The following is a 2936-nucleotide window of genomic DNA, read 5'->3' as shown; positions in this document are numbered from 1 at the left end:
GTATATGATGAACGTGAAGTTTTTGAAATTTTATATGAAGTACTAGGAATTGTTTCGTATTTTCATAGTAAAGGTATCATTCACCGAGATTTACGTATTCCAAACATATTAATGAAAGAAAATCAGATTAGTATTATTGATTTTGGATTGGCTAAATTGAARGGTGAGGGTGATGAGCGAGCTATAACTTATGAAGGTGAACAAGCTTTGATGCGAGAAGTTCACTTTCGTAGCGACTTTTATGCGCTCGGTCATTTCGTATTATTTTTATTGTATGCTGGTTATGAATCGACTGAAAAAAAGGAAAAACCTTGGTATGAAGAGTTAGTGCTGGAAGAATATAATCGCGACATGYTAATGCGAATGTTACAAATGAAAGCGCCATACTATGAAAATGTACAAGATTTGAAAAAAGATGTAGCTTACGCTTTAGAAAGGATGGAGACCCCATGTTTCAAAAGTTTTTAGCAAGCGTTGGAATTGGAAGTGCAAAAGTAGATACTGTTCTTGAAAGAGATGAGTATACAGTTGGAGAAGAGATAGTAGGGAAGGTTCATATAACTGGAGGTTCAGTTAGCCAAGAAATTGAAAGCATTTACTTAACGTTGTCGACGTCATATGTAAGAGAAGTGGATGATAAAAAAGTAACTGCATCGTATGATTTAGAGCGAGTTCGTTTAACAGATCCATTTTCTGTAGAGCCAAATGAAAAAGTGGGAATTCCATTTTCGTTTTTAATGCCAATTGAAGCACCACTAACACTTGGAATGAAAACGGTTTGGGTTCATACAGGTCTTGATATTAAACGTAGTATTGATCCAAGTGACCGTGATTATATTCAAGTATTGCCGAATGCGCTATTGAACAGTGTATTAGCTAGTGTAAATCAATTAGGTTTTAAAGCGCGTCATATAGAATGCGAAGAATTACCGTATCGATTACGTAAGCAAGTTCCATTCGCGCAAGAATTTGAGTTTATTCCAGTTTCTGGAGAGTATTATGGGAAATTAGATGAATTAGAATTATTAATTTTGCCAAGTGCCCACGACCGATTAGAAATCATTATGGAAGTAGATAGAAAATCACGTGGATTGGCTGGTTTATTCGCAGAAGCGCTTGATCTTGATGAGAAGGTTATTCGCTTTACAGTAACAAACGAAGATATTCCAACGATGCAGCAAAAAATTAACAATAATATTTTTTAATAAACTATGCATAAAAAAGAAATGGAGAGGAAAACTAAAACAACCGCTCCATTTTTTTGCATAGTGAGGTTATGTATGTGAAACGATACCGACATTTATACTTGTTAAGTTGTACACTACTCATTTGTTTTGTCGCACTATCACTTTCGTATCATACCGCTTGTATTGAAAAATTTGATAATGTAGTCGCACACTTTATTCAAAGTTTCCGAAACGATTATTTGACAACCTATTTTACTTGGGTATCCTTTATCGGTTCAAAAAGAATATATTTCCCGTTACTCATTATACTTGTAATGTATTTTCTTCTTAGAAAAAAAATATTAAGTGCATTACTTCTAACAATTAATTATTACGGATCACGTTATTTGAACAGTATGCTCAAACTATGGTACGAACGAGCAAGACCTGATGTGACACAGCTTGTTACAGCAACTGGATATAGCTTTCCGAGCGGTCATACGATGAACGCTACTGCTTTTTTAGGATTTATTGCATACGTCACAATTACAGAAGATCGTATTTCATTGCATAAAAAGTTGCTGCTTATTTTTATAGCAAGCTTCGTTGTATTATCTATTTCAGTTAGCCGAATTTATCTTGGCGTGCACTATCCATCTGACATATTAGCCGGATGGGCAGCGGGCGGTAGCTGGCTCGTTTTATGTGTTATATTTCATAAGGCGTTCATTAAAAAAGAACCTATGTCATAATAGGTTCTTTTTGCATAGGCTCCACATGAATATGAGCATGGTAAATTCCGAATTTCTTTCGAAGCATATCTTCAATATTGTCAGTAATACAATGGCTTTCGCTAACATCCATTCGAGCATCTACTTCAATTGTAATATCTACATACGTTTGATTGCCATACATACGAGCGCGAATATCTACAATATGTTCCACACCTGAAATATGCTCGATAGCATCGGCATATTCATCCATTTTCTCAGGATCGATTCCATCCGTTAGCATATGAGAAGCTTCTACGAAAATTTCCCATGCAGTCTTACAAATAATAAAACCGACAATTAAAGCAGCGATAGGGTCTAAAATAGGCATTTTGAACTGTGCTCCGACAATACCTATTACTGTACCAATACTTACGAGAGCATCTGATAAATTATCTTTTGCAGCGGCTTCTAACGACTTACTCTTTGTTTGAATCGCAATCTTTTTCGTATATTTATATACGAAATACATTACGACGGCAGAAAATAAAGCAACCCACGCAGCGAGTACATTAGGCGCTGCTTGTTTCGGATTTAAAAACGATTGAATTGCACTAATCACAACTTCTAATCCGACCGTTGCCATAATAAAGGAAGCAACAAGTGATGCGATTTGTTCTGCACGCGAATGCCCATATGGATGATCTGGGTCACGAGGCTTACGAGAAATTTTTAGGCCAATTAATATTGCTAAAGAAGCACCAATATCCGTTAAGTTATTCAAACCGTCAGCACGTAATGCGCTAGAGAGGGTAATATAACTGATGATGATTTTCAAAGAGGATAAAAATATGTAGGCTATAATGCTGACAATAGCACCTTTATCAGCTTCTTTATGAGAAAGAGAATCCATTTTAATCACTCGCCTTTCTACAGGGAATTTCTTTCTATACATAGAGTATCAAACGAAACTCGTGTGGGTCTATACAAACATTGTTGACGTTTTATAGCTTTTTAAGAAGGGGATAACAAAGTTTCGTTAAGGAAAAATATGTTGAAA

The 2936-nt window shown here is 35.7% G+C and carries 4 protein-coding genes; 3 read left to right on the top strand and 1 reads right to left on the bottom strand.

What is annotated here, in order from left to right:
* The 3 genes from AC1DTM_RS21500 to AC1DTM_RS21490 form a co-directional block, all read left to right on the top strand.
* Positions 1-468: protein kinase domain-containing protein (locus tag AC1DTM_RS21500; protein ID WP_477000831.1), on the top strand; the 468-nt coding region annotated here is incomplete at its 5' end.
* Positions 450-1205, top strand: coding sequence for a sporulation protein (locus AC1DTM_RS21495; protein ID WP_016104763.1), 756 nt, complete (start codon positions 450-452; stop codon positions 1203-1205). The genes AC1DTM_RS21500 and AC1DTM_RS21495, both read left to right, overlap by 19 nt.
* A 77-nt stretch (positions 1206-1282) precedes the next feature.
* Positions 1283-1918 carry a phosphatase PAP2 family protein gene (locus AC1DTM_RS21490; RefSeq protein ID WP_002157962.1) on the top strand — a complete coding sequence of 212 codons (636 nt, stop codon included), beginning with the start codon at positions 1283-1285 and terminating at the stop codon, positions 1916-1918.
* Here the strand turns inward: AC1DTM_RS21490 and AC1DTM_RS21485 are convergent.
* Complete coding sequence (locus AC1DTM_RS21485) at positions 1908-2789, bottom strand: cation diffusion facilitator family transporter (RefSeq protein ID WP_002157961.1); 882 nt, start codon at positions 2787-2789, stop codon at positions 1908-1910. The genes AC1DTM_RS21490 and AC1DTM_RS21485 overlap by 11 nt on opposite strands.
* Between the last annotated feature and the right edge of the window lie 147 nt (positions 2790-2936).

The organism is Bacillus sp. P4_D3, assembly GCF_056401855.1.
Note: the sequence above shows the minus strand (reverse complement) of the source record. Positions and strands in the feature narration are given on the sequence as shown.

What these genes read in the sequence shown, in the direction of transcription:
- AC1DTM_RS21495 (WP_016104763.1), top strand. Translation starts at nt 450, where the DNA reads ATGTTTCAAAAGTTTTTAGCAAGCGTTGGAATTGGAAGTGCAAAAGTA.
- AC1DTM_RS21485 (WP_002157961.1), bottom strand. Translation starts at nt 2,789, where the DNA reads ATGGATTCTCTTTCTCATAAAGAAGCTGATAAAGGTGCTATTGTCAGC.